General features: G+C 68.0%; 16 protein-coding genes and 1 pseudogene. 10 read left to right on the forward strand and 7 right to left on the reverse strand.

What is annotated here, in order from left to right:
* Window positions 1-539 precede the first annotated feature (539 nt).
* From QFZ82_RS08990 to QFZ82_RS09000, 3 genes are all read right to left on the reverse strand, one after another.
* Entirely contained in the window at window positions 540-1,997 is a 1,458-nt protein-coding gene (locus tag QFZ82_RS08990) for a SulP family inorganic anion transporter (protein WP_307712647.1), read from the reverse strand.
* A 17-nt stretch (window positions 1,998-2,014) separates the two neighbouring features.
* On the reverse strand, window positions 2,015-2,596 hold the full coding sequence (locus QFZ82_RS08995; RefSeq protein ID WP_307712648.1) for a carbonic anhydrase: 582 nt from the start codon (window positions 2,594-2,596) through the stop codon (window positions 2,015-2,017).
* Window positions 2,597-2,676: 80 nt separating this feature from the next.
* Window positions 2,677-3,078 carry a hypothetical protein gene (locus QFZ82_RS09000; RefSeq protein ID WP_307712649.1) on the reverse strand — a complete coding sequence of 134 codons (402 nt, stop codon included), beginning with the start codon at window positions 3,076-3,078 and terminating at the stop codon, window positions 2,677-2,679.
* A gap of 471 nt (window positions 3,079-3,549) precedes the next feature.
* Here QFZ82_RS09000 and QFZ82_RS09005 point away from each other — a divergent pair, with 471 nt between their 5' ends.
* The gene (locus QFZ82_RS09005) at window positions 3,550-3,768 is read left to right on the forward strand and encodes a heavy-metal-associated domain-containing protein (protein ID WP_307712650.1); all 219 of its coding nucleotides are present in this window, start codon (window positions 3,550-3,552) and stop codon (window positions 3,766-3,768) included.
* 274 nt (window positions 3,769-4,042) lie between these two features.
* Here QFZ82_RS09005 and QFZ82_RS09010 read toward each other — a convergent pair.
* Both QFZ82_RS09010 and QFZ82_RS09015 read right to left on the reverse strand, forming a co-directional pair.
* Window positions 4,043-5,259: pseudogene (locus tag QFZ82_RS09010) on the reverse strand (IS110 family transposase).
* Window positions 5,260-5,782: 523 nt separating this feature from the next.
* The gene (locus QFZ82_RS09015) at window positions 5,783-6,757 is read right to left on the reverse strand and encodes a hypothetical protein (RefSeq protein ID WP_307712651.1); all 975 of its coding nucleotides are present in this window, start codon (window positions 6,755-6,757) and stop codon (window positions 5,783-5,785) included.
* A gap of 172 nt (window positions 6,758-6,929) precedes the next feature.
* Between QFZ82_RS09015 and QFZ82_RS09020 the strand changes: the two genes are divergently transcribed.
* The 9 genes from QFZ82_RS09020 (at window position 6,930) to QFZ82_RS09060 (ending at window position 14,597) form a co-directional block, all read left to right on the forward strand.
* The gene (locus tag QFZ82_RS09020; RefSeq protein WP_307712652.1) at window positions 6,930-7,223 is read left to right on the forward strand and encodes a heavy-metal-associated domain-containing protein; all 294 of its coding nucleotides are present in this window, start codon (window positions 6,930-6,932) and stop codon (window positions 7,221-7,223) included.
* 70 nt (window positions 7,224-7,293) lie between these two features.
* A complete protein-coding gene (locus QFZ82_RS09025) occupies window positions 7,294-9,558 on the forward strand; it encodes a cation-translocating P-type ATPase (protein ID WP_307712653.1) in 2,265 nt (754 codons plus the stop codon).
* A 15-nt stretch (window positions 9,559-9,573) separates the two neighbouring features.
* Entirely contained in the window at window positions 9,574-9,855 is a 282-nt protein-coding gene (locus QFZ82_RS09030; RefSeq protein ID WP_307712654.1) for a metal-sensitive transcriptional regulator, read from the forward strand.
* A 125-nt stretch (window positions 9,856-9,980) separates the two neighbouring features.
* Entirely contained in the window at window positions 9,981-10,361 is a 381-nt protein-coding gene (locus tag QFZ82_RS09035) for a BlaI/MecI/CopY family transcriptional regulator (protein WP_307712655.1), read from the forward strand.
* A 23-nt stretch (window positions 10,362-10,384) separates the two neighbouring features.
* Window positions 10,385-11,281 carry a M56 family metallopeptidase gene (locus tag QFZ82_RS09040; protein WP_307712656.1) on the forward strand — a complete coding sequence of 299 codons (897 nt, stop codon included), beginning with the start codon at window positions 10,385-10,387 and terminating at the stop codon, window positions 11,279-11,281.
* A gap of 117 nt (window positions 11,282-11,398) precedes the next feature.
* Window positions 11,399-11,899 (forward strand): GNAT family N-acetyltransferase, encoded by a 501-nt coding sequence (locus QFZ82_RS09045; protein WP_307712657.1) that lies wholly within the window; start codon window positions 11,399-11,401, stop codon window positions 11,897-11,899.
* 152 nt (window positions 11,900-12,051) lie between these two features.
* A complete protein-coding gene (locus QFZ82_RS09050; protein WP_307712658.1) occupies window positions 12,052-12,906 on the forward strand; it encodes a bifunctional 2-polyprenyl-6-hydroxyphenol methylase/3-demethylubiquinol 3-O-methyltransferase UbiG in 855 nt (284 codons plus the stop codon).
* A 102-nt stretch (window positions 12,907-13,008) separates the two neighbouring features.
* A complete protein-coding gene (locus tag QFZ82_RS09055) occupies window positions 13,009-14,064 on the forward strand; it encodes a LuxR C-terminal-related transcriptional regulator (protein ID WP_307712659.1) in 1,056 nt (351 codons plus the stop codon).
* 95 nt (window positions 14,065-14,159) lie between these two features.
* A complete protein-coding gene (locus tag QFZ82_RS09060; RefSeq protein ID WP_307712660.1) occupies window positions 14,160-14,597 on the forward strand; it encodes a Fur family transcriptional regulator in 438 nt (145 codons plus the stop codon).
* Window positions 14,598-14,676: 79 nt separating this feature from the next.
* Here QFZ82_RS09060 and QFZ82_RS09065 read toward each other — a convergent pair whose 3' ends face one another.
* Complete coding sequence (locus QFZ82_RS09065; RefSeq protein ID WP_307712661.1) at window positions 14,677-14,970, reverse strand: hypothetical protein; 294 nt, start codon at window positions 14,968-14,970, stop codon at window positions 14,677-14,679.
* 244 nt (window positions 14,971-15,214) lie between these two features.
* The gene (gene mshA, locus QFZ82_RS09070) at window positions 15,215-16,531 is read right to left on the reverse strand and encodes a D-inositol-3-phosphate glycosyltransferase (RefSeq protein ID WP_307717667.1); all 1,317 of its coding nucleotides are present in this window, start codon (window positions 16,529-16,531) and stop codon (window positions 15,215-15,217) included.
* Window positions 16,532-16,618 lie beyond the last annotated feature (87 nt).

The raw sequence follows: 16,618 nt of genomic DNA on the forward strand, positions 1-16,618 counted from the left end.
GACGGCGGCCCTCGACGCCGGGGGTCGAGGGCCGTCACACGCGTCGTCCGGGGCGGGGCCACTGCACGTGTCCTTCCGCTGCTCCGGGTGGGAGGTCAGGCGCCGGGCGAGTGCATGCCTGTGGGCGCCCGGCCACACGGGAGCCTCGCGCACGTGGTAGGTCCCGAATGACCCAGGTGGACATCCGGGGGAGAGCGAGAGCGGACGTCCACCACCGTGATCACCGCGATGAACACGACGGGGAGCGCCGGCAGCGTACGGCTTGCCTGTCATGACTCTCGCAGACCGGCAAGCTGCCGCTGAAGCCCTGCTCGACGCCCCTGGGGAGGACTGATCAGTGGCGGTTCAGTGAGGTTCGACGGCCAGGAGCGTTTCAGCGAGGTCGGCGTGCTGCCAGGAGGCGAGCTGGCGCGGATCTGGTCGGCCTGGCCGCCGGGGGTCATATTTCCGGCGATGAGGAGGACGCAGAGTCGCGATCAGTGCGTCAGGCGGGGCGGCTCGCAACGTAGGTTGCGTGCCGCCCCGCCTGTCCTGGGGTGTCAGCTCGTCGAGGTGACCTTCACCGGGTCGGTGCCTGTTTCGCTGTGCCTCTCGGCCCAGTTCTCCAGCGCCGTGCGGCAGGCATGGTCCAAGTGGTGCAGCCCGGACAGGTTCAGCTCGACCGGCCGGTCCTGGGGCAGCGCCTCCAGGCTGTCGAGGATCTTCGGCAGCCGCAGGAAGGTGGCGTTGCCCGAGAGGTGCGCCTGGACGGGGCCGGCGCCCTTGTCGATGACCTCGAGCTTGACGTGCGAGGCCTCCCAGGCGGTCTTGGCGATCGACAGTGCCAGACCGATCAGCACGCCCTCGAACATGTTGACCGCGACGATGGCCACACCTGTGACCACCAGGATCAGCGCCTCACCGCGGTGCGTCCGCCACAGCGGCACGATTTGCCGGAATGGGATGAGCTTCCAGCCCGCGTGCACGAGGATGCCGGCGAGGGCGGGAATCGGGATCAGTGCCAGGGCGGCTGGCAGTGCGGCGGCGAACAGCAGCAGCCACACGCCGTGCAGGACACGGGAGGCCTTGGTCTTCGCGCCCGCGTTGACGTTGGCGGAGCTGCGCACGATCACCGCGGTCATCGGCAGCGCGCCGAGCAGGCCGCACACGGTGTTGCCCGCGCCCTGGGCGATCATCTCCTTGTCGTATTGGGTGCGCGGACCGTTGTGCAGCCGGTCCACGGCCGCCGCGCTGAACAGGCTCTCCGCCGAGGCGATCAGCGCGAACGCGATGATGGTGCCCCAGATGGCCGGGCCGGCCAGCTCACCGAAGGCTTCGGGCCCGGGCGGCTGGATGACGCCGAGCAGACCCTCCACCTCAACCGTGGCGACCGGCAGGCTGAAGGCGAGCGTGGCGACCGTGGCCAGCATGACCGCCGCGAGGGCGCCGGGCACGGCCTGCGCTGCCTTCGGCATTTTCTTCCACAGCACGATGACGGCGATGGTGCCCGCGCCGATCGCGAGCGAGGCCAGGGCCTCGGTGCTGCCCAGGGCGTCGACGAGCGCCCCCGGGACCCCTACGATCTTGCCGATACCGGTCTCCGGGGCCTTCAGGCCCGCCGCCGCGTACAGCTGGCCCGCGATGATCACGAGTCCGATGCCGGCCAGCATGCCCTCGACCACCGAGACCGAGATGGCCCGGAACCAGCGGCCCACCTTCAGGAAGCCCATGGCGAGCTGGAGCAGCCCGGCGATCAACACGATCACGCCGAGCGTGGACACCCCGAACTCGCGGACGGCCTCGAAGACCAGCACGGTCAGGCCCGCTGCGGGCCCGGACACCTGCAGGCTGCTGCCGGGCATCAGGCCCGTGAGGAGGCCGCCCACGATGCCGGTGACCAAGCCGAGCTCTGCGGGGACGCCGGAGGCGACCGCCACACCGACGCATAGCGGCACGGCGACCAGGAAGACCACGATCGAGGCGGCGAAGTCCTGCCGCAGGTAAGGGAACTTGGACATGGTGGTCACCAGTCCCCTCAGAGCGTCTCGAATGTGTCGGACTCCGCGCGGTGTTCCCGCACGGTCCCGGTGTGCACTTCGTAGTACCAGCCGCGCACCCGCAGCCGTCCCTCGGCCAGTCCCTTTTCCACACAGGGGTACGAGCGCAGGCGGAGTAGCTGGGCGAGCACGTGGTGCTGCACGGCCGCGGCGACCGCCGGGTCGCCCGGGTCGGCCGACGCCGGCTTGTCCGCGGCATGCGCGAGCCAGTCGCGTACGGCGGGCACAGGGTCGAGATCGTCGCCGCGCACCAGCGCGCCGACGGCACCGCAGTGCGAGTGACCGCATACGACGATGTCCGAGACGCCGAGCACCTGCACGGCGTACTCGATGGTGGCCGCCTCGCCCGTGGGGGTGGGAGAAGCGTACGGGGGGACGATGTTGCCCGCGGTGCGCAGCTCGAAGAGCTCGCCGGGGCGGGCGCCCGTGATCAGGGCCGGTACGACTCGGGAGTCCGAGCAGGTGATGAAGAGAACCTGTGGGGACTGGCCCTCGGCGAGCTTGGCGAACTCCTCAGGGCGCTGTCCGAACGTACGGGCGTTGTCGATGAGGGGCTGCATGCGTGGTGATTCCTCCTGGCGCGCCGTGGCGGCGCGTCGGACGGGCAGGACAAAGGTGGGGGGTGGAGACAGCTCCGCTGTCAGCAGCGGAAGACCTGGAGTGCGGCCGGGAAGTGGGCCGTTGAGGATCCCGGCGAGCGGTGGTGCCCGGCGCTGGACGCGACCGGTTCGTCCGCGGCTGCCCGATCCTGCGCCGCTGGCAGGGGGCGCTCGGACGGCTGCGGCGCGGAGTCGGCGGCGCGGTGTCGGTCGAGGGTATACGGACGGCCTACCGGGCCGCCGAGGTGGACGGCGTCGCGAAAGGTGACGACCTCGTCGCGCAGCACCTTCCCAGAGGGCTTGATTCCGGACTGGACTTTGGCCTGAGCATGACCTGCCATGTGCGCGGGTGCGAACGACGCCGTGGGCGCCAAGAACGGGAGGGCGAGCAGGACGGCAGCGAGGACCGCGAGCATGGTCCGGGCCGTCGCACCTCGGAACATTCGCCCCCTCCAGGCGGTTTACACTTCTTGCGCGTGCCATCGATTGGTCAATGACTGGTCAAGAAACACGTTAACTGGGCGGAGTTGTTTGCTGGGTTAACGCAACGTTTCATGCTGGAGAGAGCCCGAAAATGATGGCCGGGTTGGCCTGAACTGGCTCTTGACCTGGGAGTATTGGCGCGGTATGCGATGCTCCGTTTCCCGTCACCACCCAGCCACATCGACAGCCCGCACAGAGCACCAAGTTCGCCCAGCACCACGGCCAGGAGAACGAGTACGGCCTGCCACGCTTCCACCAGGACTCGCTCCGTTCGCACTAGACAGCCACAACGCCCCATGGTGCGCCGCCCAGCGACCTCGCACGTGGAGGCGCGGCCCAGGAGGGCGGAGAGGGCCGCGCCCAGAGGCACATCGGTCGACATAGATACCCCCCAGGGGTATAATTGGGTCCACTGAGAAGGGAGCAATCCGATGGTTCGGGATGTGTACGACGTGAAGGGCATGACATGCGACCACTGCGTGCGCGCGGTGACCTCGGAGGTCAGCGCCCTGAGCGGCGTCGAGCAGGTGAAAGTCGACCTCTCGACGGGCGAGGTGACCGTCACCAGCAAGGACCGCCTCGACTACCGCGAGGTAGCAGCCGCCGTGGATGAGGCCGGTTACGAGCTTGTCGGGCGTGAGGAGAAGTGATCCTCGGCTCACGGGATGCCTTGCGCAGAGCGGCAGCGCACCCCTTGGTCCGGGCCGTTGCCGTCGCGCTGCTGCAGTACGCGGCGGCGCGACTGGCAGAGCCCAGCTCAGCCGTACCGACAGCGCGCACCGCATGCGGGAACGACAGATCACCCGCGGCGAAGACCACGGACAGCTAGCACCGAGATGCACCTGAGGGGCGGACTGAACCGGTCCGCCCCTCTCCTATAGCGCATCAATGACGCTCAGACAGACAGCCGATGCGGTTGATCAGTCAAGCGGTGTTGGGGAAGGCGGTCTGCTCGTCGTAGGGGATGCGGTGGGTGAGGCAGTGGTGCAGGCAGCCCAGTAGGCGGTTGAAGAGGTTGCGCTGGGCTGCGACATGCCGGTCTTCGGCTGCGCGTCGGCGGTCGTAGTGGGCTCGTGCTCCGGGGGATGCGGCGAGGGCGGCGAAGGCCCAGATGTAGCCGGCTGAGGCGAGACGCTGGTTCATGATGTGCCTGGCCAGGACGGTGGTCTTGCGTCCGGAGGATCTGGTGATGGGGGCGGATCCGGCGTAGGCCTTGAGCGCGCGCGGGCTGGTGAAGCGGGTGTGGTCGTCGCCGAGTTCGGCCAGGACGCGGGCTCCGGTGAGAGCGCCGAGGCCAGGGAAGCTGGTGATGATCTCGGCGTCCTGGTGGGTGGCGAAGGCGGCGGTGGTTGCTGCTTCGAGGTCGTCGGCGCTGGTGCAGGCTGCGTTGAACTGCTGTAGCAGAGCGAGGGTTTTGGTGCCCATGGCCTGCTCGATCACGGGTGGCTGGTGCATCTGTGGTACGCGGAGCAGGGTGTGGAGTCGTTCGACCTCGCCGGTGATCTCCCGTTGGCGTCCGGCCCTCTTGAGGATTGCTCGCAGTTGCGGGCGGGTGAGCTGGGCGGCTTGGGTGGGTGTGGGGGCCGCGGCGAGCAGGGTGCGGGTGACGGGTGAGGCGAGGCCTTCGCGGAAGTGCTTGAAGACGGTGAGGAAGCCGGGGAAGTATTCGCGCAGGTGGGAGCGGAGGCGGTTGCCGGTCTGGACGCGGTCCCAGACGGCGTCCTGGTGGGCTCGGGCCAGGACGGCGATGGCCTGGGCGAGGTGGCTGTCCGCGGGCAGGGGCCGGTGTTCGGCGGGGTCGGTGCGCAGGATGTTGGCCAGGACTTTGGCATCGAGGTGGTCAAACTTCTTGCGGCTGAGTGCGTAGCGGTCGCGGTAGCGGGCGGCGGTGAGCGGGTTGATCACGTAGATGGGTCTGCCGGTGGCGCGTAAGCAGGCGACCAGGAGTCCGTGAGAGGTCTCGATGGCGATCGGGATCGGGTGATCTGGTCTGTCGCCGTGCTGGGCGAGCGCAGGAGCTGGCCCAGACCCTCTGGGGTGTCGTCGATGCGGAGCTTGCCCAGGAGGGTGCCGGCCTGGTCGAGCAGTGCGATGTCGTGGTGGTCGGTGGCCCAGTCGATGCCGCAGAACACGCTGGTCACGGTGGTGTCCTTGGGTGGGTGGCGGTGGTGTGAGGGTCGTCGCCGTGGCGGGGTTGCGCGTCTCCCTAATGGCAGGGCTCAGGGCCCGTCATCCGATTAGCCGTTCACAATCCCAGCGGTCGCCAGGGGCCTCGGTCAGCTGCGGAACTGGGGGCGTTCGCCGAGCGGTGAGAGGTGTTCCCTGGCGGCGGCTTGGACCACGAGAGTCAACGATGCCGCTGTTTGTGTGCGAGCGGGGGTGGCGGGGCAGGTGCGCGCGGGACGAAGGCAGGAGCGCGGACCGGCCCCGCCACCCCCGCGATGCTGAACTGGACAAGTAGGCACGGGGGCCGGCTCTGTCTTGAGAGGTCAAGCCTCAGGAGCGACTACGGATCACCACATGCCGACCCGCCCAAAGACGCTCGGCCATGAGACACCGCCAAGCGTCTTACGGCGCCATTAGGAGCGTGCACGGCTGAGGGCCGACGTCACGTCGACCCTCGTCCCGCTCGGGCACAGCAATTGCCGCATCCCGCCACACCAGTCAGTGCTGGTGTTCGCTCACCCCCTCCTCGTCGTGGGCCGGCTCCTGTGCAGTGGGGCCACCCGCGTGGACGGTGAACGCTGCTGTGCGGACCTTGCCCTCGTGCTGGAAGTCGAGGAAGAGGCGGTAGGCGCCCTTGCTCGGAGCCGTTGCGGTGAAAGAGATCTCCGGTCCGGGCTTGGTCTTGCCATCGCCCGGCTCGCCGTTGGGGTGGACGTGCAAATAGGCGAGGTCTCCGGACCGCAGCGCAACGAGGTGGCCGTACGCCCCCAGATAGGGCTGGAGGTCCGTGATCGGCTTGCCGTCCTTCGCCACGTCGAGCTTCAACTCACTGCCCGCCCCAGGGCGAAGGTCGCCCTTCAGCGTCACCTGGTATCCGTCCACGGTCGCCGTCCTCTCGGGCCGAGGCAGCGAGTCCGGCTTCGACGAGCCGGATACCGCCAGATCCGCCCCCAGGGTGAGGCCCTCGACCCCCTTGACGTCGGGCGCGAAGTCGGCGAAGACCCGGTATCCGCCGGCCTTCGGGAGTTCCACGGGCGTGGACCACGTGCCGTCCGCCGCCCTCACCGGGTGCAGGTGGCGATACGTGGTCAGGTCGCGTGAGGCAACGATCAGGTGCAGCTCCTTGCCGTGCTCGCGACGGAATGCCGTCACGTTGTGCTCGGCACTCTCGTCCACGACGGCGAAGCGCAGCTCGGCCTTCTCGCCGGCGGTAACGCGCGGAGTCTTCAGGTCGAGCGTGTACCCACCCTCGGAGATCTGGAGACCGCCGGGCAGAGAGGCCTTCCCCTCCCCCGCCTCCGTATGTCCCTGGTGCGTACCGTCGCCGGCCTGCTCCTTCGCGCCATGTCCCGCATGCTTCGCCGGCTCCGACTCCGCAACCACGGGGTCCATGCCGTTTCCCACCGCATACGCCGCACCGAACGTCGCCGCGAGCGCGGCCGCGAAGGCGGTGATCTTGAGACCAGTGTTCATGACCCAACTCCTTCATCAAGGTCGCCCATGCGCGACTAAGAAACAACATACCCCCAGGGGGTATAAAGTCAAATGGGATCAAGGCTTGCGCCGGATACACCTGGGGGGTATACATAGAGGCGTTCGCAGAGATACCCCCCAGGGGTATAAACCCTTTTCGCCAGGAGGAAGCATGTCGTCGTGCTGTACACCCGATGGAAGCTGCAACACCGACAAGGCGACGGAGACCTCGACCGCGACCGTCGTCGCTGACGGCCACACCACGGTCTACAAGGTCAACGGCGTCGGCAGTGCCCACTGCCAGAGCGTCGTGGCCAAGGCCATCGGCGGACTCGACAACGTGATCTCGGTCGACGTCGAGATCGGCACGGGTCTGGTCACGATCACCACGGGCGGTGCGCCCGATGACGACCTGATCGCCAAGACGATCGGCGAGGCCGGCTACGAGTACGCCGGCCGCGCCTGAACAGCAGACAGCCGGCCGGGGCCCTCCGGCCCCGGCCCCCTCCCTACGTTCTGAGCCCGAGGAGCACGTCATGGGTACCCCAACGACGACAGCCGGCACCGCCGCGGTCGAGCTCGCCATTGGCGGGATGACCTGCGCCTCGTGCGCGGCGCGTATCGAGAAGAAGCTGAACCGCATGGACGGCGTCGAGGCGACCGTGAACTACGCGACCGAGAAGGCGAAGGTCACCTTCGCCGACGGGATCGATGTGGCGGACCTGATCGCCACCGTCGAGGCGACCGGTTACACCGCCCAGGAGCCCGCGCCCGCGAAGGCGGAGACAGCGGGTACGGAGGGCCCCTCCGACGAGGAGAGGGCCGACGAGGAGTTGCGACCCCTGCGCCAGCGCCTGATCACGGCCGTGGTGCTCTCCGTCCCCGTCATCGCGATGGCGATGGTCCCGGCCCTGCAGATCGAGTACTGGCAGTGGCTCAGCCTCACCCTCGCCGCCCCGGTCGTCACCTACGCCGCCTGGCCCTTCCACCGCGCCGCGTTCACCAACGCCCGCCACGGCGCGGCCACCATGGACACCCTGATCTCGGTCGGCACCTCGGCAGCGTTTCTGTGGTCGCTGTGGGCCCTGTTCTTCGGGACCGCCGGCACGCCCGGCATGACGCACCCCTTCGAGCTGACGATCGGCCGCAGCGACGGCGCCGGGAACGTCTACCTGGAGGCGGCCGCCGGGGTCACCGCGTTCATCCTGGCCGGGCGGTACTTCGAGGCCCGCTCCAAGCGCAAGGCGGGGGCCGCCCTCAAGGCGCTGCTGGAACTGGGCGCCAAGGAGGTCACGGTCCTGCGCGGCGGCCGGGAGGAGACGATCCCCACGGCCGGACTCCAGGTGGGGGACCGGTTCCTGGTGCGTCCCGGGGAGAAGATCGCCACCGACGGCACCGTCGTCGAGGGCGCCTCCGCCGTCGACGCCTCGATGCTCACCGGCGAGTCCGTTCCCGTGGAGGTCACCGTCGGCGACGGCGTCACCGGCGCGACCCTGAACGCCGGCGGCCGCCTGGTCGTCGAGGCCACCCGCGTCGGCGCCGACACCCAGCTCGCCCGCATGGCCAAGCTGGTGGAGGACGCGCAGAACGGCAAGGCCGCCGCCCAGCGGCTCGCCGACAGGATCTCCGCCGTCTTCGTCCCCGTCGTCATCGGCCTCGCCCTCGCGACACTCGGCTTCTGGCTCGGCAACGGCGCGGGCTGGACCGCCGCCTTCACCGCCGCCGTCGCCGTCCTGATCATCGCCTGCCCCTGCGCCCTGGGCCTGGCCACGCCGACCGCGCTCATGGTCGGCACCGGCCGCGGCGCCCAGCTGGGCATCCTGATCAAGGGACCCGAGGTGCTGGAGACCACCCGCAAGGTCGACACGATCGTCCTCGACAAGACCGGCACCGTCACCACCGGCAGGATGACCCTGCTCACCGTCCACACCGCCGGCACCACCACCGAGACCGAAGTCCTGCGGCTGGCGGGCGCGTTGGAACACGCCTCCGAGCACCCCATCGCCCAGGCCGTCGCCACCGGGGCGTTGGACCAGGTCGGCCCCCTGCCCACCCCCGAGGACTTCGCCAACATCCCCGGCCTCGGAGTCCAGGGCATCGTCGACGGCCACGCCGTCCTCGTCGGCCGGACCAAGCTCCTCGCCGAGTGGGCCATGGAACTGCCCGCCGACCTGGCCCGCGCCCAGCACGAGGCCGAGGCCGCCGGCCGCACGGCGATCGCGGTCGCCTGGGACGGCGAGGCCCGCGCCGTCCTGGAGGTCGCCGACGCCGTCAAGGACACCAGCGCCGAAGCCATCCGGCGGCTGCGCGCCCTCGGCCTCACCCCGATCCTGCTCACCGGCGACAACAAGGCCGTCGCCGAGACCGTGGCGAAGGAGGTCGGCATCGACGAGGTCGTCGCCGAGGTCATGCCCGAGGACAAGGTGAACGTCGTCAAGCGCCTCCAGGCCGAGGGCCGCAGCGTCGCCATGGTCGGCGACGGCGTCAACGACGCCGCCGCACTCGCCCAGGCCGACCTCGGACTCGCCATGGGCACCGGCACCGACGCCGCCATCGAGGCCGGCGACCTCACCCTCGTACGGGGCGACCTCAACGCCGCCGCCGACGCCATCCGTCTCTCCCGCAAGACGCTCGGGACCATCAAGTCCAACCTGTTCTGGGCCTTCGCCTACAACGTCGCGGCCCTCCCCCTCGCCGCCGCCGGCCTCCTCAACCCGATGATCGCCGGAGCCGCGATGGCCTTCTCCTCCGTGTTCGTCGTCGGCAACTCCCTCCGACTCCGCAGCTTCAAGGCCGCGTGAAGGGCGTGACAGAAGATGGCCGGATATGAGCACCAGAAGGATGATGTACTCAGGCGCCTCAAGCGCATCGAGGGCCAGGTACGCGGACTGCACCGCATGGTCGATGAAGACACCTACTGCATCGACGTCTTGACACAGATCTCGGCCACAGGGGCCGCACTCAGATCGTGCGCCCTGGCACTCCTGGACGAACATCTCAACTGCTGTGTCGCCGAGGCAGTCGCGGCAGGTGGGGACCAGGCCAAGGCCAGAGTCAGTGAAGCCTCGCAGGCCATCGCGCGGCTCGTGAAGGCCTGATGGTCCAACAGCTCATCGCCAGGCTGAATCCGCCATACCCTCCAAGGGTATGGCGGATTCGGCGTTGCGGGCCGCACCCTACGATGTGGCACAGCGTGAGTAGTTCACGGGGAGGAAGGGACATCATGCGACGGCTGGGGGACTTGGAAGCCGAGATCATGGACCGCGTGTGGCGATGGCAGAAACCGTCAACGGTCCGTCAGATAGTCGACGACCTCAACCGGACGCGACCGATCGCCTACACCACGGTCATGACGGTTGCCGACATTCTGCACACCAAGGGCTGGCTGCGGCGCGAGAAGGTGGGTCGCGCTTGGGTGTACGAGGCACAGCAGAGCCGGGAGGAGTACACGGCCGGCCTGATGCAGGCCGCGTTGGGCGGAACGGATGACCGGCATGGCGCCCTCCTGCGGTTCGTCGAGCATATGTCTGCTGACGATGTGCAGGCGCTGGACGCCGCCCTTCGCGCCGTCCACCGACCTGAGGCCGACGGCGGCCCGCGGTGAACCACCACGTAGTACCACCGCTGGTGCTCGCGCTCATCACGGGCACCATTCTCCCCATCCCTCTGGCCCGAGGTCGCTGGTCGCACCAGGCGCCGCGCCTGGCCATCGCCACGTGGGGTGGGCTGACCGGTGTCTTTGTCATCGCTACGTCGATGACCGTGCTGCAGGTCTTACTGCCGTACGACAGCAGCCACCGCCTCTCGGCGCTGCCCGAGGCCTGCCTGCCCTGGAGCGCGGATCCGTGCGCAGCGCCCGACATCGCGAGCCTTTCCGCTGCCGACCTCTCCGCAATTCTCGGTGCGACTGCCGTGTTCTTTCTTCCCGCAGTCGCCTTCCTGCGTCACACCCTCCGCGTCCGGCGCCAACGGTTCCGTCATGCGGAAGTGCTGACTCTTATGGGCAGACGAGAACCGGCGTTGAGGGTGACCATAGTCGAGCACACCACACCGGCGATTTACTGTTTGCCGGGACGGGCACCCCAAGTAGTGGTCAGCACCGGCGCTCTGCACACGCTGACCAGCGCCCAACTCAAGGCCGTGCTGCACCACGAACGAGCCCATATCCGCGGTCGTCACCACCTTGTGACCGCAGCCGTACAGTCACTGGGCCGACTCTTTCCTGCGCTTCCCCTGATTCGACACATCTGCAGCGAAGTTCCGCTTCTTCTGGAGATGGCCGCCGACGACCGGGCACTTCGCCGATGCTCACGCGAGGCGCTGGCTACAGCGTTGTACTCCATGGCAGCAGGTCAGGTTCCGCAATCGGCGATGGCGGCCGGAGGACCCTCCGCCGTCCTGCGCATGCGACGGATCCTGACGCCGGAAGCGGGCCATCCGGTACTCCACGGCTTACTCACGACGGCAGCCGCGATCGGTGCCGTCACACCCGTGGTCCTTGCGTGTTGTTCAATACCGGGCTGATTGCTTTACGGAAGTACTTAGTACATTCGTAAATAGGTTGAGAGTGACCGTGCAGTTCAATTGAAGGCTATTGTGGGCGCGTTAGAGTTCACGCCCACCCCGGGAGGTCCTCAGCTCATGCACGTTGTGGAGGTGCGGTCCGCAATGCTGGCCGAGGCGCCCGCGATATCGCGACTGCTGGCGGAAGCAATACGCGGCACCTATACAGACGTTCTGAGCGAGTCGGCCGTGCAGCAGTTGGTGAGCGCGAATTGCTCACTGGCGCAGATCAAAGCAGAGATCGGCATCCCGGGCGGTGCACCGGGTTGGCTCGGCTGGCTCGTCGCCGTTGACGGCGAGCGAGTGATCGGCGCCGCAGCGGGAGGAGTTCCCACTGCAGGCGAGGGTGAGCTGTACTCCTTGTGCACGGCTCCGGACCGCAGAGGCCAAGGCGTTGGCGCCTCCCTGCTCGCAGCGGCGACCGACCGTATGCTCGAGCATGACGCGAAGCGCCAAGCGGTGAACCTGCACTCCGAACAGGATCCCACTGAGGGGTTCTTCCGTCGGTACGGCTTCGACGGGACGGACAGACGGCTCAAGCGCGCCCTCCGAGCACACCCTCCGCAGCCCGGCCCCTGAACAGCTGTGGCGCATACGCGCTATGGCGTGGACGCGCAACCGTCTGAGCTGGCCTCGTCCGAAGAGTTCCGGACACCATGGTCTTCAGCACGGTTTCCGGCGGCACCGGAAGCCCGGACGGCGACAACAGGCCGAGTGCCCTCGGAGGACCAATGCACACACAGACCGGGACACCACTACGTGCTGCGCTCGAAGTCCTGCCGACTCACACCCCGATCGCGCCGGCCTTCTCCTCACGGCTTCCAGGACTGGAGTCGGTGTCGCCCCTCGGCGAGCAGGACGTCTGGCTGCATGAAGCCCTGCTGGGGCCGTACAGCGAGGACATCCTCGAGTACCTGAACCTCGCCAGGCGCACGGGCGGCCCCGTTCTCGACCTCGGATCCGGTGCCGGACGCCTCGCCGTTCCGTTCGCGCAACACGGCTTCGCCGTCGACGCCGTGGACCGGGACGCGGCGAGCCTGGCTCGGCTTCGCGCCTGGGCAGCCCGCATCGGGCCTCGGACACATCAGTTGGTCGGCACGACACAGGCAGAGCTCGAGCGCCTCCGGCTGGACAGCACCTACCAACTCGCGCTCATGGCAGGAGCGATGGTCGCAGCGGTCTCCCCCGCCGCCCGGCCCGGACTGCTCCACGAGGTTGCCTCCCATCTGGACGCAGGCGGCACACTCGCCCTCGACTACACGGCACATGAGGTCGGCGCACTGTCCGAACACCCCGACCGAACCTGGCGCTTTCAGGTACCGAGGTTCGACGGGCTCACGGAGTGGGTGGTGGCTCGGCAGGTCTTCGATCTTGAGGCGATGACCGAACGGATCACCTACCGCACGGAGCGGTCCGGCTGCGCCCAGCCGAGCAGCTCCGTCCTCACGACGTTCAAGTGGATCGTCGACCAGGAAGACTTGTGCGACGAGCTCCACGCGGCCGGCCTTCATATCACCGAGTGCAAGCAACATCGTCTGGATCGCCGCACGCTGAGTGTCTTCGTGGTGTGCCATGCCGGAAAGTGACTCGCGTCACATCATCGATCAAGGGTGCGAGACCTGCGCCACGTGTGTGTTTAAGGTGTAACGCGGTGCGATGTTTCCAGATGGGCCAGGGGGGCGCTGCGCATGAGTAAGACGGAGAAGGCACGTACGCGGTCGGCTGATCTGGCAGTCTCGCTGTACCAGGAGCTGCGTGCCCGGGGTGCCTCCAGCTACGACAAGGTGGTCGCGGATCTCGAGCTCGACATCGATGAGCGTGAACGATGTCGCACCGAGCTGCTGAACTTAGGTCTGATCGTCCCCACGAACTCCAAGCATGACAGCCGCCTTGACGTCGAGAGCGGAGCGCCGCCGGAAGCCGAGACCGACACCGTGGCGGTCATCGATCCTGAGATCGCCCTTCTTCGCTTGCTCCAGCGCGAGCAGCAGCGCCTCCAGGCCCATCTTGCCGAGGCCGACCGGTCGTACAGCACTCTGGAATCTCTGGCCGGCCGCTTCCTGAGGCCGGGAACACTGACCAAGGGGTCAGAAGTCGAAGTCGAGGTCCTGACCGACTACCGCCGCATCCAACAGGTGCTCGAAGACATGAGCCATGTCGTTCAGCACGAAGAGGCGCTGATGCATCCGGGCACTCTGCAGCGGGAGTATCCCGAGCGCGTCCTGGAGCGGGACCGACGCCAGCTGGACAAGGGTGTGAGGATCCGTGCGATCTTCAACCAGCGGTTTGCCTCCGTGCCGGAACAAGCGGCGTACTTCCGGCGCAAGGCCGAACAGGGCGCGGAGATCCGCATGTCCCCGGTCGTGCCGATGAACATGGTCATCGCGGACCACCACTTCGCACTGATACCCCTGGACCCGTCGAACCCGACGCTGGGCGCGATACTCGCCCGCGGGGCCGCACTCGTCCGCTCCTACTTGGCTCTGTACGAGTACTGCTGGCACACCGCCACGCCCTACGGCGAAGTGGTCAACTCGGAGCAGGGCGGGGACGGCCTCACCGAGCAGCAGCGAGCCGCTCTGCGCATGCTCGCCTCCGGCATGAAGGACGAGAAGATCGCTCGTAGCATGGGCGTGTCCCTGCGAACTGTCAGCCGCATGCTGTCCGAACTCATGGCGGAGCTCGGTGCGTCGAGCCGATTCGAGGCGGGCGTGCGTGCCGCCCGCCTCGGCTGGCTGGACTGAACCTTTCCTTCACCGGCCCCTGCCGCTCCCGCCGCTTCCCGCCACCCAAGAGGTACGATGCCTCCAAAGGTTTGGTCGAACCAGGTGGCGGAGACATGACACGCGAGGCAGTGGCGAGCGAGCGCGATGAAGCGATCCAGCGACTCCGCGACGTCGGCTTGCGCGTGACCGGTCCGCGGCTGGAGATCCTGCAGATCCTGGCCGGCGGTGAACACTTGGACGTGGAGTCCTTGACCGCGGCGGCCCGCGAGAGGCTGGGCACTCTCACCAGCCAAGCCGTGTACGAAATGCTGCGGCATTTTCTCGACACGGGACTGGTGACCAAATTCGATCGTCCAGGATGGCCGGCGGTTTTCGAAATCGCTGACGCACCCCATAACCATGCCCTCTGCATATCATGCGGCCGCGTCGAGAACGTCGAAAGCACTACCCCCCGAAAGCCGACCACCGGATTGCCGGGATGGCACGTGGACGGCTCAGAGGTCGTCTTCAAGGGGCAATGCCCCGACTGCCGGGCATCCATAGAGGGCTGAGCTTTCCGCCCGAACAGCGAAAGGCCCGGAGAGACCTGCCAACCAGGTTCTCTCCGGGCCGTTCACGCTTCCGTCAGCCTTACGGCACCGGCCACTCACCGTCCGCCGGCTGCACCGGCGTGGGCTCGGGCACGGGCCACTCGCCGTCCGCGGCCTGCAACCGAGCCGAGGTGGGCGCCGGCCACTCCCCCTCGGCCAGGACCACGGTCGTGCCGGGAGCCGGCCACTCACCGTCGCCGCCGGACGCCTCGAAGGCCACCCCGTCACCGGCCGCCAGAACCGGCGGAACGGCTATTCCGGAACAGAGAATCGTGGCCACCGCGAGCTGCCGCGCGACCTTGCGAATTCCGGAATTGCGGACGCGAGAAGACATGTTTCCTCCAGGATGAGAATCGTTACGGGCATCTCCAGGGCCCGTGCCGCCGGGCCCTCTCGAAGACATATAAATAATCTCCTACGGGAGGCCTCACATCTAGAGATGCGAGCGTCGTGGACCTGCCATGGCGCAGACGCGTCATAGTCGAATCCGCGGTAAATGAACGAGAGGTTATTCTCGGGCGCACAACAAGAGCGAGGCCCCACACGGAGCCTCGCTCTTGAATCAGTTCATCTTTTGGTCAAACCAAAACAGATGGTACGCTGGTACTCCGGCTCCCCTGTTCCTCCAGGAAGGGGCGGCCGACGGGGCAGGGGCATGCCGCTGCCCTTGCCCCACCCAACGCCCGGGTCCTCACGGCGCGTTCGTAGACACCCAGCGTCCTGTCGGCGGCGAACTGCCAGCTCATCCCCTCCGCGTGCCGAACCGCAGCATGTCCCATCGACGCCAGGGCATGGGGGTGCTCGGCAAGCCACAACAGCCGGGATGCGTAATCCGAGGGATCGTGTCCGCGCACGAGCAGCCCCGTGACCCCGTCCCACACAGCAGTAGGCAGTCCCCCTACGGCCGCTGCCAGGACCGGCGTGCCGCAGGCCTGCGCCTCCAGCGCCACCAGGCCGAAGGATTCACTCCGCGACGGGACGACCAGGACATCGGCTGCCCGATACCAATCGGCCAACTGCTCCTGTGACACGGCAGGAACGAAGCGCATGACGTCGAGGACGCCCTCCTCGCGGCACAGGTGCCGCAGCGCGTCGGGGGCCGCGGTACCGGCGCCGCTCAGCCCGCCCACCACAGGAACGACCATGCGGCTGCGCATGGCCGGAGCTGACCGCAGCGCGTCACCGACCGCCCTCACCAGGACATCCGGAGCTTTGAGCGGCTGGATGCGACCGGCGAAGAGCGGCACGAAGGCACTCGGTGGCAGTCCGAGGCGCGCCCGGGCTCGCTGCTTGCCGTCTCCGGGATGGAACAGCCTCGTGTCCACTCCGGGACTCACGGTCTCAGTGCGCAGCCGATCGGCTCCGTACATGCTGACCAGAGCCCCTGCTTCGTCGGGAGTGTTGGCTATCAGGCGATCCGCCGCCCGGACCACACCGGCTTCACCGCGGATACGCCACTGCGGTTCCGGTGTGTCGTCCGGCGCCAGGCAGGAGTTCTTCACCTTCGCGAGCGTGTGCATGGTGTGCACCAACGGGACTCGCCAGTGCTCGGCAGCGAGCGCTCCCGCCTGGCCGGACAGCCAGTAGTGCGAGTGGACGAGGTCGTAGGGGTGCTCCGCACCGCACCTGACGAGAGCCAAGGAGAATTCGAGCAGGAGATCCCGCATGGACTCTTTGGGCAGCGGTTTGCAGGGGCCGGCGTGCAGGTGCCGGACCCGGACACCGGCGGCGACGTCAACGGAGTCGGGCAAGCCTTCACCACGACAGCGCGTGAACAGATCGACGGAGGCGTTCTGTTCGGCCAGCGCGCGTGCGAGCTCGACCATGTACACGTTCATGCCGCCGGCGTCTCCGGTGCCGGGCTGATGCAGTGGCGAGGTGTGGACGCTGAGCATGGCGACGCGTAGGGACACAGCAGCTCCTCGGTTGGAGGCCGCGCGTCCCGTCGCCGCGGATCACCGGCGCCCGGCCTGCGCGGCGGA

The sequence above is a fragment of the Streptomyces sp. V4I23 genome (genome assembly GCF_030817975.1).
In the GTDB taxonomy this organism is placed as follows: Bacteria; Actinomycetota; Actinomycetes; order Streptomycetales; family Streptomycetaceae; genus Streptomyces.